Below are 21197 nucleotides of genomic sequence, written 5' to 3'. Positions count from 1 at the left end.
CCTGAAGCGTGTCCGGGTGTGGTGAGGAGTGGGCCTCATGAAGGCAATGAAGCATCTCAGGTCGCGTCGGACGTCGTTTCTGATCGCAACCGCGACCGGCGTGGCGGTGGCCGCATCTTTCGGCTTGGTCGGCGGTGTCCCGGAAGCGAAAGCGGACTCGTGTGGCGCGGGTGCGGTCGTCATCGTGGGCGGCACCAACGACCCGGAGGGGCAGCACCTCGTCGGCGTCAAACAGCGCTACACCGGGCTCGGACCCGACAACAGCCCCGACCCGAACTCCCCGTACGCCGGCGAGGGCGCCTACAAGGTCATCTACGCCGACTATCCGACGACCCTGTGGCCCCTGGGAGCGACGGGTTATGACTCGAGTGTCGCGCAGGGGACCGCGGCAACCAAGTCGGCGATTGCCGGTTATCAGTCACAGTGTCAGGGCAAGCCCGTCGTCGTGGCGGGCTATTCGCAGGGCGCCCGCGTCGCCGGCGACGTGCTGTCCGAGATCGGGAACGGCACGGTCGGCGAGGTCGCCGCGATCGACGAGAACGGCGAGCCGATCCTCGACGACGAGGGCAACCCGGTCATGGTGACCATCGACCCGGACGTCATCAGCGGCGAGCTGTACTCCGATCCGCGGCGAGCCGGCGACAAGACCGGGCGAGGTATCGAGCTGTCGCTGATCGGTGTGATCCCCGGTCTGACGATGTCGGGCCCGCGCGGCGCAAACGGTGCGGACGCGGGATTCGGGACGGTCTCCGATCGTGTGGTCTCGGTGTGCATCGACGGCGACCCCATCTGCGACCTGCCGGACCCGCTGTACGACCCCATCGGTGCCATCGACGGCATCCTCGGATACCAGACGAAGCACTTCCTCTACCCGTGGGCGATGTACCGCGACCCCGCGTCGCAGTGGGATACGCGGCCGGTCTCGTGCAGCGGCACGGGGACCCCGTCCGGGACGGTCTGCATGGTGGGGGCCAAGTCGGCGTTCGCCGAGCTGGTCCAGGGCTGGGCGAAGGACATCGGGTACACCGGCGAGATCGGCGACTTCCTGTCCGGCCGTCCGACGATCGGCCTGCCGCTCGGCATCACGCTGGCCAATCTGCAACCCGTCGTGCGGCTGGTCCAGGGTTTCCTGCCCCCGCTGCCGCAACTCGGTTACGGCGCCTACCTGCCCGACCTCTTCGTGTTCGAGGACATCCTGCAGGGCATCGTCAGTCTGTCCCCGGCACGACTCATGCGCGGTGTGACTGCTCTCGCGGACAGCGTGCGCAGCATCGTGCTGCTGCCGGTGAACTTCGTGCGGTACTGGGCGGGCGCGATCGTCGGACCGTCGATCACCTCGCAGCCGAACACCCTTGCACTGCCGGCCGACGATGACTCCTCGGCATCGGTGGCGCTGGCCCGGTTCGTCGCCACGGTCGACGACGATCCCGAGACCACGGCTCCAGAAGTCGAGGCGTCGGGCAGCGGTAGCGGTTCGCCCGCGGTCACCGAGGTGGCCGACGGTCAGTCGATCGGCGACCCGTCTGCGGGCACGGACACCTCGGCGCCGGTCACCGACCACGACAACACCCCGGCCGGTGGTGGAGACGGGACCGACTCGTCGACCGGAGGCACCGACCCGGGCGTCACGCGGTCGGAGACCGACTCGTCGGCCGGGCCGTCGTCGGATGACGGCGCCTCGGGTGCGGGTGGTCCTGACAGCGACACCGACGATTCCGGCAGCACCGACTCCGGGGCCCCGGATTCGGGTGGTTCGGATTCGAGCGGTTCCGACAGCGGCTCGGGCTCCGGGGGCTCGGATTCGAGCGCTTCCGGCCGCGGCGACAGCAGTAGCGGAGGTTCAAAGTCGGACTCCGGTGGCAGTGGCTCGGATTCCAGCAGCTCCGACGGCAGCGGTGGCGGTTCGGACAGTTCTTCCGGCGGTGATTCCGGCTCGGAGTAGGCGCTGTACAACGACTGGTCGTTCGCTGTGTGAACGAACTCACCGGCCGTCGGGGAATGGTGGTGTCGGAGGGCCGGTTGGCATGAGGCGTGCCTGAAGCCCCCACGACGACCACCGGTGCACCGGACGACCTCGCCATCGACGTGCTCGACGACGCGACGTCGGACGTCGCAGAGCGCCCCTCCTCGGGGATCTCGAGCAGAGCCCGCAGGCTGACCATCCTCGCGCTCGCCCTCGGCGGTTTCGGTATCGGAACCACCGAGTTCGTCGCGATGGGTCTGCTACCGAACATCGCCGGTTCCCTCGGCGTCTCCGAGCCCACCGCCGGTCACGTCATCTCGGCCTACGCACTCGGCGTGGTGGTGGGCGCTCCGCTGATCGCGGCGCTCACCGCGCGGATGTCGCGGCGGGTGCTCCTGATCGCCCTGATGGTGGCGTTCACGATCGGCAACCTCGCCACGGTCCTGGCGCCGTCGTACGGACTCCTTCTCGTGGCGCGGTTCGTCGCCGGTCTTCCGCACGGTGCGTACTTCGGCGTCGCGGCACTGGTCGCCGCGCACCTCGCCGGTCCGCGTCATCGCGCCAAGGCGGTCGGGCAGGTGATGCTCGGTCTCTCGGTCGCGAACGTCGTCGGCGTACCGGCGGCGGCCTGGCTGGGGGAGACGTTCGGGTGGCGCACCGCGTTCGCGATCGTCGTCGCCATCGGCATCGCGACCGTCGTGTCACTGGTCCGTGTGCTCCCGAGCCTGTCCGGCATGACGATCACCGACCCGCTGACCGAACTCGGCGCGCTTCGGCGATCTCAGGTGTGGTTCACGCTGGTGATCGGTGTCGTCGGCTTCGGCGGGATGTTCGCCTTCTACACGTACCTGAACTCGGCTCTCACCTCGGTGACGGGGCTGCCGGTCTCGATCGTGCCGATCGCCCTGATGCTGTACGGCCTGGGCATGGTGACCGGCAACTTCGTCGGCGGCTGGGCGGCCGACCGCAACGTCTCGACCGCGATCCTCGCCGGATTGTCCACCAGTGCGGTGGCGCTCGCCGCCTTCGCCGTACTCGCCGAGAATGCGTGGGCGGCACTGATACTCACGTACCTCGTCGCGCTGACCGGAACGACGATGATCCCCGCGCTACAGACACGTCTGATGGACGTCGCGGCCGACGCCCAGACGTTGGCCGCCGCCCTCAATCACTCGGCGCTCAACATCGCCAATGCCGCGGGCGCGTTCCTCGGAGGCGTGGTCGTCGGTGCCGGATGGGGATTCTTGTCACCGGCGGTGATCGGCGCGGTCCTCGCTGTCGGCGGCATCGCGGTCGCTGTCGTCGCGTTCATGACGGCGCGTCGCCGCCCGGTCCCCGCCTGAGCGCGGAACGTCAGCCGTTGGTCGGCGGCGTCGCCATCGTCTTCGACAGGTAGAGCGGTTCGCCGATCTTGTTGATCAGCTCGAGCTGGGTTTCGAGGTAGTCGATGTGCTCTTCCTCCTCGGCGAGGATCTTCTCGAGGAGGTTCGCGCTGGTGATGTCGCCCTTCTCGCGGCACATCGCGACGCCCGGGCGCAGTCGTTCGACGACCTCGACCTCGATCGCCATGTCCGACTCGAACTGTTCGCGGATGGACTGACCGATGCGCAGCGGCAGCAGACGCTGGTAGTTGGGCAGCGCGTCGAGGAAGAGGATGCGGTCGGTGAGGATCTCGGCGTGCGTCATCTCCTCGATGGACTCGGCGCGCGTCTTGGCCGCGATCTCCGTGAGACCCCAGCTCTCCTGCATCTTCGCGTGGAGGAAGTACTGGTTGATCGCGGTGAGCTCGCTCGTGAGCTGCTCGTTGAGCAGTGCAATGACCTCGTCGTCGCCACGCATATGACAGCCTCCCGTTAGCCGGACAATCGTAGTGATGAAGCTAACACGGCAAAACGCCCCACGCGCGTACTCGGGCGAGGTTGTTGCTGGAGTTGTCTGAAGTCAGGTCATGCAGCGCTCGTCGAGGTGGCCAGCCTTTCGCTCAGGATGCTGTCGAGTTTCTCCAGGCAGGTTCCGCAGCCCTCGCCCGCGCCGCAGCGGTCGCTGATGTCGTCGATGGTGTAGGCACCGGCATCGCAGTGCTCGTGGACCTCGTCGACGGTGACAGCGCGGCAAATACAAACGAACATCTTCGGACCTAACGTAGTGCCTGGATTAGGTAATGCTTACATATCTCTCCCGGGATGCACAAGGGTTGCCTTACCTCTTTTTCGTCTCAATCCGAGACGTCGGGAACCGTCCGCGAAGAAGGCTTGCGGGCGTTGGTCTGTCGGACCGCATCCGTAGGATGTGGCCCCGTGCCACTCTCCATCTCCACGGTCAACGTCAACGGAATCCGCGCGGCGGTCAAACATCGTTCCGAGACCAACCGCGGCTTCCTGCCCTGGTTGGAGGACTCGTCGCTCGACGTCGTGCTGCTGCAGGAGGTGCGGGCGAGCGAGGACCTCGCCCGGGACGCCCTGGCTCCTGCGCTCGACGCCGGCTGGCATCTCACGATGAGCGAGTCGTCGGTGAAGGGACATGCCGGTGTCGGCGTGCTGACCCGTACCGAGCCGGCCGCCGTCCGCTTCGGCTTCGGCAGTGCGGAATTCGACGACCTCGGCCGCTACCTCGAGGTCGACCTCGACTCCGACCTCGGGCCGGTGACCGCGGCCAGTCTGTACCTGCCGAAGGGTGCGGCGTTCACCGATGCCGAGAAGGACGTCGTCAAGTACGAGGAGAAGATGAGGTTCCTCGACGAGTTCGGCGCGCACCTCGGCCGGCTCGTCCGCCGTCGCCGCCACGTCGTCGTCGGCGGCGACTGGAACATCGCCCACGCCGAGGAGGACATCAAGAACTGGAAGGGCAACCTCAAGAGCCCGGGCTTCCTGCCGCACGAGCGCGCGTGGGTGGGTGGCCTCCTCGAAGCCGGGTGGCACGACGTCACCCGCGAGCTCTATCCCGGCGAGAGCGGTCCATATTCATGGTGGTCGTGGCGCGGCAAGGCGTTCGACAACGACTCCGGATGGCGGATCGACTACCAACTCACCAACCGTTCGCTCGCCGAGCGTGCGGTGAAGGCGACAGTGGATCGGGCAGCCGCCTACGACCTGCGCTGGTCGGATCACGCGCCGGTCACCGTCGTCTACGAGTGATGCGGGCACCGGCGGAAAAGGGCTTTGCGGGTCTGCGAAAATGGACCGATGAGTTCTGACGTCTCCGCATCCGGCGCCGCCCGCCCCCGCGTACTGTCGGGAATCCAGCCCACCAGCGATTCCTTCCACCTCGGCAACTACCTTGGTGCGGTTCGCCAGTGGGTGGCCCTGCAGGACGACTTCGAGGCCTTCTACTTCATCCCCGACATGCACGCGATCACGGCGTCGTTCGATCCGAAGACCCTTGCCGAGCGCACGCGACTGTCGGTAGCTCAGCTGCTGGCCGTCGGCGTCGACCCCGAGCGCTCCACGATCTACGTCCAGTCGCACATCCCGGAGATCGCCGAGCTGACGTGGGTGCTGTCGTGCATCACCGGTTTCGGTGAGGCGAGCCGGATGACGCAGTTCAAGGACAAGTCGGCCAAGCAGGGCGTCGACGCCGCGGGCGTCGGGCTGTTCACCTATCCGATCCTGATGGCCGCGGACATCCTCGCGTTCCAGGTGGATCAGGTTCCGGTGGGTGAGGACCAGCGTCAGCACCTCGAACTCACCCGCGATCTCGCGCAGCGCTTCAACTCTCGGTTCGGCAAGGTTCTCAAGGTCCCGCAGGCGTACATCGTCAAGGAGTTCGCCAAGATCTACGACCTCCAGAACCCGACCGCGAAGATGAGCAAGTCGGCCGAGACCGACAAGGGCCTCATCAATCTGCTCGACGAGCCGAAGAAGTCCGCCAAGAAGATTCGTTCCGCGGTGACCGACACCGAGACCGAGATCCGCTTCGACCCGGAGAACAAGCCCGGTGTCAGCAACCTGCTGACCATCCAGTCGGCGTTGAGCGGCACCCCGGTGGACGTCCTCGTCGACAAGTACCAGGGCAAGGGATACGGCGATCTGAAGGTCGAGACCGCCGACGTCCTCGCCGAGTTCGTCACGCCGCTACGCGGCCGCGTCACCGAGTACATGAACGACCCCGCCCAGCTCGACGTGATCCTCGCGCGTGGCGCGGAGCGCGCCCGTTCGGTGGCCTCGGCGACCCTGGAGTCGGTCTATGACAAGGTGGGTTTCCTGTCACCGAGGCGCTGACACGGTCTGCGAGAGTCCGGCGCCCTCGGCGACCCGACGAGGAGGCGTGCGGTGAGTTCGGTGGTCGATTCGGGGAAGTCGCTCGTCACCCGGGCGAAGTCGATCTACGAGGACCGGCGCGAACGCTGGGCGTGGCTCGACCATCTTCTCCGGACGGTCGATCGCTACAACGACCGTCGCGGCAACCTGTATGCCGCGAGCATCAGCTTCAACGGCATCCTCGCGCTCGTCCCGATCATCATGGTCGCGTTCGCGGTGGCCGGCTTCGTGCTGGCCCGGCAGCCCGAGTTGTTGCAGAACATCCAGGACGCCGTCGTCGAGAAGATGCCGGGCCAGCTCGGCGACCAGGTATCCGACATCATCACCTCGGCCATCGACTCCCGCACCACGGTGGGTGTGGTCGGTCTGCTCGGTGCCGCGTTCACCGGCATCGGCTGGATCTCCGGTGTACGCACCGGCATGACCGAGATGTGGGGCGGCCGGGTGCAACGCAACGCGGTGATGTCGAAGGTCTGGGACCTGGTGACCTTCGCCGGACTCGGTGTCGCGTTCGCAGTGACGATGGCCCTTACCGCCCTGGGAAATTCGGGTCTCACGCGGACCGTGCTCGGATGGGTCGGCCTCGACGATGCGTCGTGGGCGCCGGTCCTCGTCCGACTGGTGTCCATCGCGGTTTCGATCCTTGCCACCTGGGCGTTGTTCACATTCATCATGGCGCGGCTTCCCTTGGTGCAGTTGCCATTCCGCAACACCCTGAAAGCTGGTCTGATCACCGCGGTCGCTTTCGAGATCGTCAAGACGGTCGGCGGGCTCTACCTTCAGTCGGTGTTGAGCAGCCCCGCCGGTGTGGCCTTCGGCCCGATCCTCGGTGTCATGGTGTTCGCCTACCTCGCGTCACGCATCGTGCTCTACGCCGCCGCCTGGTGTGCGACCGACCCGGCGAACGCCGGGTTCCAGGTCGAGGAGGACCCGGACGCGGAACTGCGTCGGCCTGTGGTGATCTCGCCGACGGTCGAGGTGAACCCGACGCCACGGCCCGCGGCACTCGCAGCCGCCGCGGGCGTTGGTGCGGGGATCAGCGTGCTGATCGGATGGTTGTCGAGTCGAGCGCGCTGAGTGGGAACGGATCTGATCCGTCACCTACGCCCGAAGAGCCTCAATCCCAGCAGCAACAGGACCACGGCGGCGAGGGCTGCGAGGAGTCCGATGAGGATGCGGACCGAGATGGGGGAGGCGGCGTCGGAACCGGTGCTCGCGAGGTGGGAGTCCGCCGACGACGCGGCGCGCGGTGCGGTGGATTCGGCCGCCTCACCGGACGATTCGACGAGACGTCCGACGGTGATCTCCGGCCCGGCCCGGAATCCGTACTCGAACATCTCCCGCGCCTGATCCCAGTACATGTCGCCCTCGACCGACAGCCCGTACATCTGGACGACGAGGATGCGTCGTCCGTCGCGCTCTGCCGCGCCGACGAAGGTCTTCCGTGCATCGTCGGTGTACCCGGTCTTGCCGCCGAGCATGCCCGGGTAGCCGTCCACCAGAAGGCGGTTGCTGCTGTACATGTCGTACGGCGGATGGTCCTTGGCGCCGGGAACGTCGGGTCGGCGGGGGTATCCGGGGAACCGAAACGTGGGCTTGGCGATCAACTCACGGAAGGTCCCCTGTGCCATCGCTTCCCGGTAGATCAGGGCGAGATCATACGGCGAGGAGGACATTCCGGCGGCGTCGAGACCCGACGGGCTGGCCGCGCGGGTGTCGGAGGCGCCCAGCTCGCGGGCGCGTGCGTTCATCTTCTCCAGCGTGGTCTCCACACCGCCGAGCTCCCGGGCGAGCGCGTTGGCGCAGTCGTTGCCCGACACCATGAGCAGTCCGGTCAGCAGGTCGCGGACGGTGTACCGGCCGCCGGGCCCCATTCCGCACGAGTCGCCCTCGGTGCTCCAGTCCTCCGCGGTCGGGACGACAGTCGCGTCGAGATCGAGTTCGTCGAGAACGATGAGCGCGAGCAGCACCTTGATCGTCGATGCGGGCCGGTACCGCCCGTGGGGATCCTTGGCCGCGATGACGTTGCCGGAGTCGAGGTCGGCGATCAGCCACCCGGCCGCCGTCAGCCGAGCGGGAAGCGGGCCGGCGGCGGGGTCGGCGACGACGCCGCAATACGAGAGGTCCTCGCCCCCGATCGCCGGTGTGGGGACCGGCAGTGAGGACGGGGGTGTCGAACCGGGTGCGACGACCTCGGACTCGTCGACGGCCGGTGGGGTGCCGATCCTGTGCGGACAGTGATCGGTGACGGGCGTCGTGAAGGCCGGCGGTGCACCCGTCGGGACGGGAACGGCGCCGGCCCGTCCGACACCGGCCGGACCTGCGGCGATCACGCACAGAAGCAGCCCGAGCAGGGCGGCGACTAGCGCCGATGAGGTCCGGCGAGTCCACCCCGAGGTCACCGATCGCACGTTACCAGCGGAACCGCGCAGGCTCGCCGACGTGCGATGCGGCCGTGTCCGACGTTCGGCCGCGCGATCTACAGCAGCGAGTACGCCCGGTCCAGCACCGACCGCAGGATCTGTTCGATCTCGTCGAACTCGGCCTGACCCGCGATCAGCGGCGGAGCGAGCTGGACGACGGGGTCGCCGCGGTCGTCGGCGCGGCAGTAGAGCCCGGCGTCGAACAGTGCCGTGGAGAGGAATCCGCGCAGGATGCGCTCGGACTCGGACGCCGTGAACGTTTCCTTCGTGGCCTTGTCCTTCACGAGTTCGATCCCGTAGAAGAAGCCCTCGCCGCGCACGTCGCCGACGATGGGAAGGTCGTGCAGCTTCTCGAGGGTCGCCCGGAACGCGGGTGCCTGGGTCTTGACGTGGTCGTTGAGCCCTTCACGCTCGAAGATGTCGAGGTTGGCCAGCGCGACCGCAGCCGATACCGGGTGCCCGCCGAAGGTGTAACCGTGGGCAAACGTCGTGGTGCCGTCGCGGAACGGTTCGAAGAGACGGTCGCTGGCGATCATCGCACCGATCGGGGAGTAGCCCGACGTCATGCCCTTGGCGCAGGTGATGATGTCGGGAACGTAGCCGAAGTCGTCGCACGCGAACATCGATCCGATGCGGCCGAACGCGCAGATCACCTCGTCGGAAACGAGGAGAACGTCGTATTCGTCGCAGATCTCGCGGACTCGCTCGAAGTAGCCGGGCGGCGGCGGGAAGCAGCCGCCGGCGTTCTGGACGGGCTCGAGGAAGACTGCCGCCACCGTGTCGGGGCCCTCGAACTCGATCGCCTCGGCGATGCGGTCGGCGGCCCAGCGTCCGAACTTCTTCGGGTCGCCGGACAGGTCGTCGGCGGCTCGATAGATGTTGGTGTTCGGCACGCGGAAAGCTCCGGGCGTCAACGGCTCGAAGGCTTCCTTGAGTGCCGGCACGCCGGTGATGGCGAGGGCACCCTGCGGGGTGCCGTGGTAGGCGACCGCACGCGAGATCACCTTGTGCTTACCGGGTTTCCCGACGAGCTTGAAGTACTGCTTGGCCAGCTTCCAGGCGCTCTCGACGGCCTCGCCGCCACCCGTGGTGAAGAAGACGCGGTTGAGGTCGCCGGGTGCATGGGCGGCGAGACGTTCGGCGAGTTCGATGGCCGGGGGAGTCGCATACGACCACAGCGGGAAGAAAGCGAGTTCTTTCGCCTGCTTGGCGGCGGCCTCGGCCAGTTCCTCGCGACCGTGACCCACCTGCACGACGAAGAGTCCGGCGAGCGCGTCGAGGTAGCTGCGTCCCCGGTCGTCGAAGATGCGCATGCCCTCGCCGCGGGTGATCACCGGCGGTGTGATGGCGTCGCCGTGCCGGGCGAAGTGTCCCCAGAGGTGCGCCGCGCTGCGCTCGCCGAGCGACCGGGCGGAGTTGGGCGGTGTCGAGGGTGCGGTCAGTGTCATCGTGACTTCCAGTCGGTCATCGGGTTCCCCAGTTGTATTGCTGTTTGACGAGTTTGAGGTAGACGAGGGTCTCGGTGCCGACGACCTCCGGGTGCACGCGCACCTTCTTGTTCAGGATCTCCAGGAGATGGTCGTCGTTCTCGCAGACGACCTCGATCAGGATGTCGAACGATCCCGCGGTCAGCAGGACGTAGTCGATCTCGGAGTGTTCGGCGAGGTGCTGCGCGAGGGCCTGCGTGTCGCCGACACAGCGGATTCCGATCATCGCCTGCCGGGCGAACCCGAGCTTGAGGGGATCGGTGACCGCGACGATCTGCAGGAGTCCGCTCTCGCTGAGCTTCTGGACCCGGTTGCGGACGGCGGCCTCGGACAGGCCGACCGCCTTACCGATGGAGGCATAGCTGCTCCGACCATCGGCCTGCAGGAGTTCGATGATCTTCTTCGCGGTTGCGTCCAACTGTGTGGATGCAGGGTCGGCCACCCCATGATCGTGACGCGTTCCGTAGCGAACCGCAACACGCACGACTGAAACCGCAATGAAACCGGATTTCGACACGTGAATCCGCAACGGCGGCGGTAGGATCTGGGGGTATGTCCTCACCAACCAGCATTCCGTCCGGCTGGATCGACGGAAAGCCCCATCACTCGACCGGTACCGATCACATCGTGGTCAATCCTGCCACGGATGAGCCGGTCGGGACCGTGAAACTCGCAGGTCGCGGCGACGTAGACGCCGCGGTGGCCGGTGCCCGCGCCGCACAGCCGTCCTGGGGTCGTGCGACCCCGGCCGAACGGGCGGGAGTTCTGCTCGCGTTGGCCAGGGCGCTCGACGCGGAGTCCGACGTGTTGATCGCCGAAGAGGTCGCCCACACCGGTAAGCCGGTCCGGCTCGCGACCGATTTCGACATCCCCGGATCGATCGACAACGTCGAGTTCTTCGCCGGCGTCGCACGCAATCTCGACGGCAAGGCGAGCGCGGAGTACTCGGGGGACCACACCTCGTCGATCCGCCGGGAACCGGTCGGAGTCGTCGGCACCATCACGCCCTGGAACTATCCGCTGCAGATGGCGGTCTGGAAGGTCATCCCGGCACTGGCCGCCGGCTGCGCGGTGGTGCTGAAGCCCGCCGAGATCACGCCGCTGACCACCCTCACGATGGCCCGCATCGCCACCGAGGCCGGACTGCCCGACGGTGTCCTCAACATCGTCGTCGGCACCGGTCCGGAAGCCGGCGCCCATCTCGCCGGGCATCCCGGCGTCGACATGGTGACCTTCACCGGTTCGACCGCGGTCGGCCGGCAGGTGATGGCACAGGCCGCCACCACCGGCGCCCGCATCCAGCTCGAACTCGGCGGCAAGGCGCCGTTCGTCGTCTTCGACGACGCCGACCTGCAGGCCGCGATCCATGGTGCGGTCGCGGGCTCGATCATCAACGGTGGTCAGGACTGCACCGCGGCCACCCGCGCGATCGTCGCGCCCGCGCTCTACGACGACTTCGTCGACGGCGTCGCCGACCTGATGTCGCGGGTCGTCATCGGTGATCCCACCGATCCGGCAACCGATCTCGGCTCCCTCATCTCCCGACGCCACCGCGAGAAGGTGGCCGGGATGGTGGACCGTGCACGGGCAGCGGGAGCGCGCGTGGTCATCGGCGGTACCGTCCCCGACGGGCCGGGCGCCTTCTACCCGCCGACTCTCGTCGCCGACGTGGCCGAGGATTCGGAGATCTACCGCGACGAGGTGTTCGGGCCGGTGCTCGCGGTCAGCCGCTTCACCGACGACGACGATGCGATCCGTCGCGCCAACGACACCCCGTACGGCCTCGCGGCGTCGGCGTGGACGCGCGATGTGTATCGCGCACAACGGGCTTCGCGCGAGATCCACGCCGGCTGTGTCTGGATCAACGACCACATCCCGATCATCAGCGAGATGCCGCACGGCGGATACGGCGCCTCCGGCTTCGGCAAGGACATGTCGACCTACTCCCTCGACGAGTACCTGCTCGTCAAGCACGTCATGAGTGACATCCACGGCGTCGCCGAAAAGGAATGGCACCGAACGATCTTCAGCCTGGACGGCCCGACGGCGTGACCGGCCGGACGTGGGCCTCGCGGCCGACCGACCGGGGCGTCGAGATGGTCGCGCAGGCCGCGGCCCGCCCCTACTGGCTCGACCGCGACCTGCGTCCCGAACCCCGGCCCCGACTCGTCGGCGAGACCGGTGCCGATCTGCTGGTGATCGGCGGCGGCTTCACCGGCCTGTGGGCGGCGGTGCAGGCCGCGGAACGGAATCCGTCCCGATCGATCGTGCTCGTCGAACGTGACCGCATCGCCGAACATGCTTCCGGACGCAACGGCGGCTTCTGTGCCGCCAGCCTCACGCACGGACTCGGTAACGGGTTGCAGCGGTTCCCCGACGAGATGCCCACGCTGCTGCGCATGGGTCGCGAGACACTCGACGCCATCCAGGACACGTTGACACGTCTGGGCATCGACGCCGACGTCGAGCGCACCGGGGAACTCGACCTCGCGACCACCGACTGGCAGTTCGACGACCTCGCCGAGACCGCGGCCGCCGGGCAGGCACTCGGCGAGGATCTCGTCCTGCTCGACACATCCGCGGCCCGGGAACGCGTCAACTCACCGATGGTCCGCGGCGCTCTCTACGACCCGAATGTTCTGATCATCGACCCCGCCAAACTCGCGTTCGGCCTCGCCGATGCAGCCGAACGACTCGGCGTGCGGATCTTCGAGAACACTGAGGTGTTGGCCCTGACCTCGGGGCCGGCGGGTGACGAGGTGTGCGCCCGAACGGATTTCGGGCAGATACGCGCCGACCGGGTCGTGGTCGCGACGTCGGTGAGCCGATCCCTGGTCCGTAGGCTGCGGCTCTACACGGTCCCGGTGTGGGACTACGCGCTGATGACCGAACCGTTGTCCGACGAACAGCTCGCCTCCCTGGGCTGGACCGGGCGAGAGGGACTCGCCGACAGTGGTCCACGGTTTCACTACTTCCGGCTCACCGCCGACAACCGGATGCTGTTCGGTGGCTGGGATGCGCCATATCACTTCGGGTCCGACGACGACCCCCGCCGCGCCCGCCGGCCCGCCGAATGGGCGCTGCTCGGTGAGCATCTGCTGCAGGTGTTTCCGCAGCTCGAGGGGATCACCGCGACGCACACGTGGGGCGGGGTGATCGACACCTGCTCGCGGTTCTGCGCCTTCTGGGACACCTCCCACGGCGGGCGCGTGGTGACGGCGGTGGGCTTCACCGGACTCGGCGTCGGCGCCTCGCATTTCGCGGCCGCGGCCGCCCTCGACCTCGTCGACGGTCTGCGGACGGAACGCACCGCCCTGGAAATGGTGCGCCGCAAGCCCTTACCGTTCCCGCCGGAACCGGTCCGCTGGGCGGGTATCACGTTGACCCGCCAGCAGATGGCGCGCAGCGAGCGCCGCAACGGACGCCGCGGAGCATGGCTCGCGTTGCTGGACAAGATCGGGCTGGGTTTCGACAGCTGACGCCGTTGCCCGTGGGCGCGACCGGTCAGCCGCTCTTGGGGACCACGATAACCGGTGCCGTCGTCCACCGGAGGATGCGAGAAGCGGTGCTGCCGAGGAAGACCCGGTTCGGCGATCCGAGGTGGCCGGAGCCGATGGCGACGATGTCGTTGGCGTCCCAGGGGAGATTGGCCAGCGCCTCGTCGAGCGTCGCACCGTCGGCGACGACGACGTCGACCTCGAGCTCGGAGTTCACCTCGGCGCGAGTCTTCTCGAGGAGTTCACGCGCGACGGTGATCTGCGCGGTTCGCACATCTCTCGACGAGTCGTCGTCGAAGGGGGATTCGAGGGAGACCAGCGACAGCAGCCGGAGGTCGAGCTTCGCGCGTTCGGCGAGTTTCTCGGCGAACGGGAGGGGATTGTCGGTGCCGGGTTTGACCGGGACGGCAACGGTCACCATGTCGAGGACCGCGTCGACCCGATCCGCATATCCGCGCGGCGCCAACGCGACCGGAACCGGCGAGGAGTGGACGAGTTCGTTGCTGATGGTGCCGAGCGTGTGCCGACTCAGCAGCCCGTCGCCCGTGCCGCCGACGACGATCATCCTGGCCCCGGTGGCGACCGCGTGGGAGGCGAGACCGTCGGCGAAGGACTCGTTGACCGTGACGACGGTGCGATAGGAGAAGCCCGGCGGGATCAGCGCGGCACCCTCGCGGAGCCAGTCGGCGGCCTGTGCCTCGATGCGCTGCTGGTACTGGGCGAGTCCGGGCTGGCCGTCGTAGGGCGTCGGGCGGACCACACACACGAGATCGATGGCCGCGCCGGTCACGCGCGCGAGCGCCACGGCCAGCACGACACCGTCGGCGCCCGAGGGGGTCGCGAGATATCCGACCGTGAGCCGGGGAGCGGTCGGGTCGTCGGGCGTCTCCGGGTCGGGTCGGGTCGCGGCGGTCTCAGTAGACATCGGGAACCTTCACCTCGGTGGTCGCGGTCAGTGTCTTGCCCCGGAAGAAGTCGCTGTTGTGGGCGAAACAGGCGAGCATCAGCGGGATTCCGAGAACCAGCATGCCCACGCCGAGGACGAAGACGCCACCGATCCCGCCGACCGAGGTGGCGCCGTAGTCCGGCGAGATCATGTCGATCGCCGAGCGGATGAAGGCCGCCGCCATTGCGAGGCCGCCGAGGAACGGGAAGAGGCCGCGCAGGAAGAAGTTCCGTGCGGAGGCGAACAGGGTCGAACGGAAGTACCACACGCAGGCGAAGGCGGTGATCCCGTAGTAGAAGGCGACCGCCAGTCCGAGGGAGGAGATGGAGTCGGCGAGGGTGTCCTGGCTGAGCAGTGACAGGACCAGGTAGAAGGTGAGGGCCGCGGCACCCATGACGCCGGTGCCGAAGGCGGGGGTCATGTAGCGCGGGTGGATCGAGGCGAACTTCTCGGGCAGTGCCTTGTAGACGGCCATCGACAGGCTGCCGCGTGCGGTGGGCAGGATCGTGGACTGGGTCGAGGACAGCGCGGAGACGCAGACCGTCAGCAGCAGTGCCGACGACATGATCGCGCCGGCAACCGGCTCGCCCAGGATCGTCAGGACGTCCTCGTCGTTCGCGTCGTTCCCCAGTCCGATCCCGGTGTCGCCGAACCCGGCGAACGACTGGATCGCGTAGGCGACCAACACGTAGGTGGCGACCAGGATCACGCACGTGAGAAGGGCGGCTCGGCCCGGGGTCTTGTCGGGGTCCTTGGTCTCCTCGCTGATCGCCAGGCACGCATCCCAGCCCCAGTAGATGAAGATGCACAGGATGACCGCCGCAGCGATCTGCGACTGGTCGAGACCACTGGGCCACAACCAGGACCACTCCGGTGTGATCGCCTGGTCGCCGGCCCGGCCGGTGCCGACCTTCACCAGCGCGATCACGCTCGCGATGATGAGCACGGCGAACTGGACGAACATCAGGATGGCCTGTATGCGTTCGCTGATGACGATGCCGCGGATGCTGATCCACGTCATGGCGATGATGAAGAAGCTGCCGAGCAGGATCTTCGCGAGCAGGCTGTCGGCGAGGCCGTGGAGGCCGAGGAACTTGAACAGGTACAGCGCGGCGATCTCGGAGACGTTGGCGAGCACGATGATCGCCGACACGGCGAGGCCCCACCCGCCGATCCAGCCGATCCACGGACCGAAAGCCTTTGTGCCCCAAGTGAACGTCGTGCCGCAGTCCGGGGTGTCGCGGGACAGTTCGCGATAGGCGAAGGCGACGAGCAACATCGGGATGAAGGCGAGGACGAACATCGCCGGGGCCTTGTCGTGGACGCTGTCGACCACGTAGCCGAGGGTGGCGGCGAGGCTGTAAGCCGGTGCGACGGCGGACAAGCCGATGATGACGTTGCCCATCAGCCCGATCGAACCGAGTCGCAGGCCCTTGTTGCCGGGATCGCCCACGAGGCCGGCCTCGCCGCCGCCTCCGACCGCCTCGGTCTCGATGCGCTCCGCCATGCTGGTTCTCCGCTCACATGTTCACGACGAAAGACAGAGTACGATTCTGCTCCCGATTCCTCCCTGCAAGTACGAAACCCGGCTCAATTGCGCGCTCGGCACCTGCTCGTCGGTTCGTGTCCGCGGGCGGAGTCCTCGGCGACGAGTTCGGACTCAACCCAGATCTGACATCTGGAAAATCTTCCGCCGGACTGGAATAGCGCGTCGAGTGGTTCGCCCGGCGAATGTCTCGTGTACACCAGGGATGCCGACCACAACCTCGTGTGTCCGTCCTGGTGCGTGAGCGGGACGTGGGTCTGGGTGCGGAGACGGGCGGCTGCGTCGAACCATACGGCGGCGCCGTTGTGCTGCCGGTCCGAGGTCAGGGTGATCGTGATCCGTTGGGGCTCGGGGGCGGGGGCCGGTGCCGCCGTGGCGGGTGAGAACACCGCCAGACACAGGGCGGTGCCGGTCAGGAGGGTGAGGAGTAGGCGGAGGTACAGGATTCGGACCACGACGGCGCTCCGTTCGGCGGGGTGACTGGGTCCTTCTTGGACGCAGCCGGGTGCCGATCGGTTCCCCGGGTCATCGGACGAGTGTCAGTTCGCGGGTCGCGGTCTGCCGGAAATCCGTTGCGGCGCCGAGTAACCGGGCGATCGCCAGGCGGCCCTGCAGGCGGGCCAGGCCGGCTCCCACGCACAGGTGCAGTCCCTTGCCGAACGCCAGGTGCGAGCCGTGTCCGGACCGCGCGGTCGCACGGTCGAGGTCGATGGCCGGCGCGGCGTCGAAGTGCTCGGGATCTCGGTTGCCCACGCGCCACATGAGATAGATGTGCGAGCCGGCCGGGAGGCGGGCGTCACCCAGCGTGGTGTCGGCGACGACGTGCCGGAAGTGGCCCCGGAACGGGGATTCCAGGCGCAGGGCCTCCTCGACGAAGGCCGGGATGAGGTCGGGCGCGTGGCGCAACCGTGCGGCGACCTCGGGGTGTCGCGCCAGGATCCGGACCGCGTTGGTCAGGAGGCTGACAGTGGAGTCGGACCCCGCCGCGACGAGTTGCAGGAGAATCATCACCGCCGCCGGACGGTCCAGGTCGGCCCGGGCCACGGCCGACGCGATGTCGGCGAGGACCCCTCGTCCCGGCGTGCCCTCCCGTTCGTTCCGTAGCGCCGAGTCCAGCGCGTCGCCGAGATAGGCGGTGAGTTCGGCGACCGCGGTGGTCGCGGTGGTGAGTTGGCCGGGGGTGATCACACCGTCGATCAGCACGTTGGTAGCACCCGCCCAGTGGGCGAGATCGTCGATGTCCTCGTGGGGGAGACCGAGGAGCTCGGTGACCACGGTTATCGGGACGCGTTGTGCCACAGCGGTCGTCCAATCGATCGTGTCCTCGTCGAGGCCCTCGGACCAGGCGGTGTCCACGACCTCGGCGACGTAGGGTTCCAGTGCCCGGATGCGCGCGGGTGTCAGCGACGGCATGACCAGCGACCGATGGAGTCGGTGGCGCGGGCCGTCGGCGGTGGCCAGGACGTGCATCGCATCGCCGAGTCCGGCGACCGGGAACTCCGACACCGATCCGTCGTCGTGGCAGACCATCGTGGCGGTCAGGTTCGACGAGAAGTCCTCGGGTCGTCGCACCACATCGGCGATGAGATCCCAGGAGCCGACGGCGAAGAACGGGGAGTCGCCGATCTGCTGTACCGGGAACCCGGTGTGGAAGCGCGACAGGAAGGCGGGGTCGTCGAGTGCGAGCATGTCCCCAGCGTCGCCGACGGGCGCGGCCGGGACAACGGTTCCCTTCGAAGTCGATACGAACGGTTCGTGGCGTCCGGCATCGATGTCTCATCGATGGACCCTGACCTGGGCTGAAACACACGCAAGGGGTTGCTTGTTGTCTCATGATGAGAAGCGACGACGAAGGGGCGTGGATGGCTGACTGGCTCGTGGGTGGCGATCGTGGCGACGCGGCACGGAGGAGGCTCGTCTCCCAGGCCGCGGCGCTGATCGCCTCTCGTGGACTCGACGCGTTCAGCGTCGACGAACTGGCCGTCCGAGCGCACTGCTCACGAGCGACGATCTACCGCCATGCGGGCGGCCGTGCCCAGCTGATCGAGGCGGTGCTGTCGATGACCGCCGCCCCGGTCCTGGAATCGATCCGCGAGGAGGCCGCCGGCACGACAGGGGATGAGCGCGCACGGATCGCGATCACCGCGGCGGTCGGCGCCCTGCGTGCAGACCGGGTGATCCGCCAGTTCCTCCGGCCGGGAAGCCTGATCGCGACGACACCGACCGTGCTCGCCTCACCGACCGTGCTCGATGTGGCCGCAGAACTCATCGGCATCGACCCCGACGACACCGTCGCCGCCCGGTTCGCGATCCGGTCGGTGCTGACCATGCTGCTCTGGCCGGCGACCCCCGAGGAAGAGGCGGCGCTCGTGGACTCGATCATCGCGGGGATCTTCCGGGGCGAGGCATCGGACGTCCGCCAGACGTAGCGGTTCGTGTCGACCGGCAGCACGATCCGCTACATGTGCGAATGAGCAACGGCCCGCACCGAGATCGGTGCGGGCCGTTGCCGGGCTGCAGAGAAAGCTGAATCGATTAGCGCGAGAACATGAGTGCGCGCTTGACCTCCGAGATCGCCTGCGTGACCTGGATGCCGCGGGGGCATGCGTCGGTGCAGTTGAAGGTCGTGCGGCAGCGCCACACGCCGTCGACGTCGTTGAGGATGTCGAGACGCTCGACGGCGCCCTCGTCACGGCTGTCGAAGATGAAGCGGTGCGCGTTGACGATCGCGGCCGGGCCGAAGTAGGAACCCTCGGTCCAGAACACCGGGCAGCTCGTGGTGCAGCAGGCACAGAGGATGCACTTGGTGGTGTCGTCGAAGCGGGCGCGGTCGCTCTGGCTCTGGATGCGCTCGCGGGTCGGCTCGTTGCCCGTGGTCATCAGGAACGGCTTGATGGCGCGGTAGGCGTCGAAGAACGGCTCCATGTCGACCACGAGATCCTTCTCCACCGGCAAGCCGCGGATCGGCTCGATGGTGATGGTGATCTCCTTGGACTTGTCCTTGGGGAGCATGTCCTTCATGAGGAGCTTGCAGGCGAGACGGTTGACGCCGTTGATGCGCATGGCGTCCGAGCCGCACACGCCGTGCGCGCAGCTGCGGCGGAAGGTCAGGGTGCCGTCGAGGTAGCCCTTCACGTACAGCAGCAGGTTGAGCAGGCGGTCCGTCGGGAGCGCCGGGACGCGGAAGCTCTCCCAGCCCTGGGCATCCGGATTCTCCGGGTTGAACCGGGCGATCTTGAGCGTCACCATGGTGGCCTCTTCGGGCACCGGGGGCAGCGGCGGCTCGTCGGAGGACGGTGCGGGCTTGTCCAGAACAGATGTCATCAGTACTTACGCTCCATCGGCTCGTAACGGGTTTCGACCACTGGCTTGTAGTCCAACTCGATGTCCGCGAGAAGGTCGGTGCCCTTCTTGTACGCCATGGTGTGACGCTTGTAGTTCACGTCGTCGCGATCCGGGTAGTCCTCGCGGGCGTGTCCGCCGCGCGACTCCTTGCGGTTGAGGGCGCCCACCACGGTGACCTCGGCCATCTCGAGCAGGAAGCCCAGCTCGATCGCCTCGAGGAGGTCGCTGTTGAAACGCTTGCCCTTGTCGTGGACGCGGATGTGCGCGTAACGCTCCTTGAAGCGGTGGATGTCGGTCAGTGCCTGCTTGAGGGTCTCCTCGGTGCGGAACACCGACGCGTTGTTGTCCATCGACGCCTGCAGCTCGGTGCGGATGTCGGCGACACGCTCGTGGCCGTGATCCGACAGGAGCAGGTCGAGCCAGCTGTCGACCATCTCGGTCGGCTGCTCGGGCAGCTCGGCGAACTCGGCGTTGTTGGCGTACTCGGCGGCGGCGATGCCGGCGCGGCGTCCGAAGACGTTGATGTCGAGCAGCGAGTTGGTGCCGAGGCGGTTGGCGCCGTGCACCGACACGCAGGCACACTCACCGGCGGCGTACAGGCCGTGGACGACCTCGTCGTTGTTGCGCAACACCTGACCGTTGATGTTGGTCGGGATGCCGCCCATGACGTAGTGGCAGGTCGGGAACACCGGCACGTACTCGGTGACCGGGTCGACGCCGAGGTAGGTGCGGGCGAACTCGGTGATGTCCGGGAGCTTCTCGTTGAGGACGTCCTCGCCGAGGTGCGTCACGTCGATGTAGACGTAGTCCTTGTTCGGTCCGGCGCCACGGCCCTCGAGCACCTCGAGAACCATCGAGCGGGCGACGATGTCGCGGGGCGCGAGGTCCTTGATGGTGGGGGCGTAGCGCTCCATGAAACGCTCGCCGTCGGCGTTGCGCAGGATGCCGCCCTCACCGCGGACGGCCTCCGAGATGAGGATGCCGAGGCCGGCCAGGCCGGTCGGATGGAACTGGTGGAACTCCATGTCCTCGAGCGGCAGGCCCTTGCGGAAGATGATGCCCATGCCGTCGCCGGTCAGCGTGTGCGCGTTCGACGTCGTCTTGTACATGCGGCCCGAGCCGCCGGTCGCGAAGACGATCGACTTGGCGTGGAAGACGTGGATCTCGCCGGTGGCCAGCTCATAGGCGACGACACCGGTCGCGACCTGCTCGCCGTCCTCGTTCTCGGTGAGGCAGATGTCGAGCGCATAGAACTCGTTGAAGAACTCGACGTCGTGCTTGACGCAGTTCTGGTACAGCGTCTGCAGGATCATGTGACCGGTGCGGTCGGCGGCGTAGCAGGCACGACGCACGGGCGACTTGCCGTGGTCGCGGGTGTGCCCGCCGAAGCGACGCTGGTCGATCTTGCCCTCGGGCGTCCGGTTGAACGGGAGACCCATCTTCTCCAGATCGAGCACCGCGTCGATGGCCTCCTTGGCCATGATCTCGACGGCGTCCTGATCGGCGAGGTAGTCACCACCCTTGACGGTGTCGAAGGTGTGCCACTCCCAGTTGTCCTCCTCGACGTTGGCCAGCGCGGCGCACATGCCGCCCTGAGCCGCGCCGGTGTGGCTACGGGTGGGGTAGAGCTTGGTCAGAACCGCGGTGCGGGCACGCGGTGCGGCTTCGATCGCCGCGCGCATCCCGGCGCCGCCGGCGCCCACGATGACGACGTCGTAGCGGTGTTCCTGCATG

General features: G+C 67.6%; 18 protein-coding genes. 8 read left to right on the top strand and 10 right to left on the bottom strand.

Annotation, left to right across the window (positions count from 1 at the left end; genetic code table 11):
- The first annotated feature begins 37 nt into the window (after nucleotides 1-37).
- Together C5O27_RS19125 and C5O27_RS19120 are read left to right on the top strand one after the other, a co-directional pair.
- Nucleotides 38-1942, top strand: coding sequence for a cutinase family protein (locus tag C5O27_RS19125; RefSeq protein WP_042376717.1), 1905 nt, complete (start codon nucleotides 38-40; stop codon nucleotides 1940-1942).
- Between the two features lie 89 nt (nucleotides 1943-2031).
- Nucleotides 2032-3306 (top strand): MFS transporter, encoded by a 1275-nt coding sequence (locus C5O27_RS19120; protein WP_042376719.1) that lies wholly within the window; start codon nucleotides 2032-2034, stop codon nucleotides 3304-3306.
- A gap of 10 nt (nucleotides 3307-3316) precedes the next feature.
- Here C5O27_RS19120 and bfr read toward each other — a convergent pair whose 3' ends face one another.
- Both bfr and C5O27_RS19110 read right to left on the bottom strand, forming a co-directional pair.
- On the bottom strand, nucleotides 3317-3802 hold the full coding sequence (gene bfr / locus C5O27_RS19115; RefSeq protein ID WP_035750583.1) for a bacterioferritin: 486 nt from the start codon (nucleotides 3800-3802) through the stop codon (nucleotides 3317-3319).
- Between the two features lie 107 nt (nucleotides 3803-3909).
- Nucleotides 3910-4092: a (2Fe-2S)-binding protein gene (locus C5O27_RS19110; protein ID WP_006359176.1), complete on the bottom strand. Its 183-nt coding sequence runs from the start codon at nucleotides 4090-4092 to the stop codon at nucleotides 3910-3912.
- Nucleotides 4093-4260: 168 nt separating this feature from the next.
- Between C5O27_RS19110 and C5O27_RS19105 the strand changes: the two genes are divergently transcribed.
- The 3 genes from C5O27_RS19105 to C5O27_RS19095 are packed head-to-tail and all read left to right on the top strand — an operon-like array spanning nucleotide 4261 to nucleotide 7296.
- Entirely contained in the window at nucleotides 4261-5097 is an 837-nt protein-coding gene (locus tag C5O27_RS19105; protein WP_127963401.1) for an exodeoxyribonuclease III, read from the top strand.
- Between the two features lie 48 nt (nucleotides 5098-5145).
- Nucleotides 5146-6180, top strand: a complete 1035-nt coding sequence (gene trpS / locus C5O27_RS19100) for a tryptophan--tRNA ligase (RefSeq protein ID WP_127963400.1) — start codon at nucleotides 5146-5148, stop codon at nucleotides 6178-6180.
- Nucleotides 6181-6231: 51 nt separating this feature from the next.
- Entirely contained in the window at nucleotides 6232-7296 is a 1065-nt protein-coding gene (locus tag C5O27_RS19095; RefSeq protein WP_127963399.1) for a YhjD/YihY/BrkB family envelope integrity protein, read from the top strand.
- Nucleotides 7297-7316: 20 nt separating this feature from the next.
- Here the strand turns inward: C5O27_RS19095 and C5O27_RS19090 are convergent, their stop codons facing one another.
- The 3 genes from C5O27_RS19090 to C5O27_RS19080 all read right to left on the bottom strand — a co-directional run bounded on the left by C5O27_RS19090 (nucleotide 7317) and on the right by C5O27_RS19080 (nucleotide 10571).
- Nucleotides 7317-8621: a D-alanyl-D-alanine carboxypeptidase family protein gene (locus C5O27_RS19090; protein WP_127963398.1), complete on the bottom strand. Its 1305-nt coding sequence runs from the start codon at nucleotides 8619-8621 to the stop codon at nucleotides 7317-7319.
- Between the two features lie 77 nt (nucleotides 8622-8698).
- Entirely contained in the window at nucleotides 8699-10090 is a 1392-nt protein-coding gene (locus tag C5O27_RS19085; protein ID WP_035750595.1) for an aspartate aminotransferase family protein, read from the bottom strand.
- Between the two features lie 16 nt (nucleotides 10091-10106).
- On the bottom strand, nucleotides 10107-10571 hold the full coding sequence (locus C5O27_RS19080) for an Lrp/AsnC family transcriptional regulator (RefSeq protein WP_035750597.1): 465 nt from the start codon (nucleotides 10569-10571) through the stop codon (nucleotides 10107-10109).
- A gap of 110 nt (nucleotides 10572-10681) precedes the next feature.
- On the opposite strand from C5O27_RS19080, the gene C5O27_RS19075 reads away from it, so the two are divergent.
- The gene (locus C5O27_RS19075) at nucleotides 10682-12181 is read left to right on the top strand and encodes a gamma-aminobutyraldehyde dehydrogenase (protein ID WP_127963397.1); all 1500 of its coding nucleotides are present in this window, start codon (nucleotides 10682-10684) and stop codon (nucleotides 12179-12181) included.
- The gene (locus tag C5O27_RS19070) at nucleotides 12178-13608 is read left to right on the top strand and encodes an NAD(P)/FAD-dependent oxidoreductase (protein WP_127963396.1); all 1431 of its coding nucleotides are present in this window, start codon (nucleotides 12178-12180) and stop codon (nucleotides 13606-13608) included. The genes C5O27_RS19075 and C5O27_RS19070 overlap by 4 nt, the downstream gene beginning before the upstream one ends.
- Nucleotides 13609-13633: 25 nt before the next feature.
- Here C5O27_RS19070 and C5O27_RS19065 read toward each other — a convergent pair whose 3' ends face one another.
- The 3 genes from C5O27_RS19065 to C5O27_RS19050 form a co-directional block, all read right to left on the bottom strand.
- Nucleotides 13634-14551 (bottom strand): universal stress protein, encoded by a 918-nt coding sequence (locus tag C5O27_RS19065; RefSeq protein WP_127963395.1) that lies wholly within the window; start codon nucleotides 14549-14551, stop codon nucleotides 13634-13636.
- Nucleotides 14541-16079, bottom strand: coding sequence for an APC family permease (locus tag C5O27_RS19060; RefSeq protein ID WP_127963394.1), 1539 nt, complete (start codon nucleotides 16077-16079; stop codon nucleotides 14541-14543). Before C5O27_RS19060 ends, C5O27_RS19065 begins: the two co-directional genes overlap by 11 nt.
- Nucleotides 16080-16643: 564 nt before the next feature.
- Nucleotides 16644-17807: a cytochrome P450 gene (locus C5O27_RS19050; protein ID WP_127963393.1), complete on the bottom strand. Its 1164-nt coding sequence runs from the start codon at nucleotides 17805-17807 to the stop codon at nucleotides 16644-16646.
- A gap of 173 nt (nucleotides 17808-17980) precedes the next feature.
- Between C5O27_RS19050 and C5O27_RS19045 the strand changes: the two genes are divergently transcribed.
- Nucleotides 17981-18547: a TetR/AcrR family transcriptional regulator gene (locus tag C5O27_RS19045; RefSeq protein WP_127963392.1), complete on the top strand. Its 567-nt coding sequence runs from the start codon at nucleotides 17981-17983 to the stop codon at nucleotides 18545-18547.
- A 106-nt stretch (nucleotides 18548-18653) separates the two neighbouring features.
- Here C5O27_RS19045 and C5O27_RS19040 read toward each other — a convergent pair whose 3' ends face one another.
- Both C5O27_RS19040 and sdhA read right to left on the bottom strand, forming a co-directional pair.
- On the bottom strand, nucleotides 18654-19442 hold the full coding sequence (locus C5O27_RS19040; RefSeq protein WP_006359198.1) for a succinate dehydrogenase iron-sulfur subunit: 789 nt from the start codon (nucleotides 19440-19442) through the stop codon (nucleotides 18654-18656).
- Complete coding sequence (sdhA, locus tag C5O27_RS19035) at nucleotides 19442-21196, bottom strand: succinate dehydrogenase flavoprotein subunit (RefSeq protein WP_006359199.1); 1755 nt, start codon at nucleotides 21194-21196, stop codon at nucleotides 19442-19444. Before sdhA ends, C5O27_RS19040 begins: the two co-directional genes overlap by 1 nt.
- Between the last annotated feature and the right edge of the window lies 1 nt (nucleotide 21197).

Origin of the sequence: Gordonia alkanivorans (assembly GCF_004011905.1) — a bacterium.
GTDB lineage: Bacteria > Actinomycetota > Actinomycetes > Mycobacteriales > Mycobacteriaceae > Gordonia > Gordonia alkanivorans.
This window is presented reverse-complemented; position numbering and strand designations above follow the sequence as displayed.

Coding starts and splice junctions, on each gene's coding strand:
- C5O27_RS19075 (WP_127963397.1), top strand. CDS start 10,682: ATGTCCTCACCAACCAGCATTCCGTCCGGCTGGATCGACGGAAAGCCC.
- C5O27_RS19110 (WP_006359176.1), bottom strand. CDS start 4,092: ATGTTCGTTTGTATTTGCCGCGCTGTCACCGTCGACGAGGTCCACGAG.
- C5O27_RS19040 (WP_006359198.1), bottom strand. CDS start 19,442: ATGACATCTGTTCTGGACAAGCCCGCACCGTCCTCCGACGAGCCGCCG.
- C5O27_RS19045 (WP_127963392.1), top strand. CDS start 17,981: ATGGCTGACTGGCTCGTGGGTGGCGATCGTGGCGACGCGGCACGGAGG.
- C5O27_RS19060 (WP_127963394.1), bottom strand. CDS start 16,079: ATGGCGGAGCGCATCGAGACCGAGGCGGTCGGAGGCGGCGGCGAGGCC.
- bfr (WP_035750583.1), bottom strand. CDS start 3,802: ATGCGTGGCGACGACGAGGTCATTGCACTGCTCAACGAGCAGCTCACG.
- C5O27_RS19085 (WP_035750595.1), bottom strand. CDS start 10,090: ATGACACTGACCGCACCCTCGACACCGCCCAACTCCGCCCGGTCGCTC.
- C5O27_RS19065 (WP_127963395.1), bottom strand. CDS start 14,551: ATGTCTACTGAGACCGCCGCGACCCGACCCGACCCGGAGACGCCCGAC.
- trpS (WP_127963400.1), top strand. CDS start 5,146: ATGAGTTCTGACGTCTCCGCATCCGGCGCCGCCCGCCCCCGCGTACTG.
- sdhA (WP_006359199.1), bottom strand. CDS start 21,196: ATGCAGGAACACCGCTACGACGTCGTCATCGTGGGCGCCGGCGGCGCC.
- C5O27_RS19050 (WP_127963393.1), bottom strand. CDS start 17,807: ATGCTCGCACTCGACGACCCCGCCTTCCTGTCGCGCTTCCACACCGGG.
- C5O27_RS19125 (WP_042376717.1), top strand. CDS start 38: ATGAAGGCAATGAAGCATCTCAGGTCGCGTCGGACGTCGTTTCTGATC.